Below are 260 nucleotides of genomic sequence, written 5' to 3'. Positions count from 1 at the left end.
TTTGTAAGTGCCCACACAAATTGCTTGAATAGAAACGTTGAAGACAACGATTGGGATGAAATCCAATCGTGAAAGTAAATAGTGTCCCGTTCGTCTAGAGGCCTAGGACACCGCCCTTTCACGGCGGTAACACGAGTTCAAATCTCGTACGGGATACCACTTTTCTTTCTGACTAAAAATCAAAGCTAAGCATTACTGCTTATCTTTGCTTTTTAGCAAATTGCTCTTTAAAAATTTGGAAAGCTGAATAAATAAAGAAG

1 tRNA gene is annotated in these 260 nt (G+C 38.8%); it reads left to right on the top strand.

Annotated elements, in window-relative coordinates:
- The first annotated feature begins 83 nt into the window (after window positions 1-83).
- A tRNA-Glu gene (locus CXF93_RS02940) sits at window positions 84-159 on the top strand.
- Window positions 160-260: the final 101 nt, after the last annotated feature.

Origin of the sequence: Moritella sp. Urea-trap-13, assembly GCF_002836355.1 — a bacterium.
Classification (GTDB): domain Bacteria; phylum Pseudomonadota; class Gammaproteobacteria; order Enterobacterales; family Moritellaceae; genus Moritella.
This window is presented reverse-complemented; position numbering and strand designations above follow the sequence as displayed.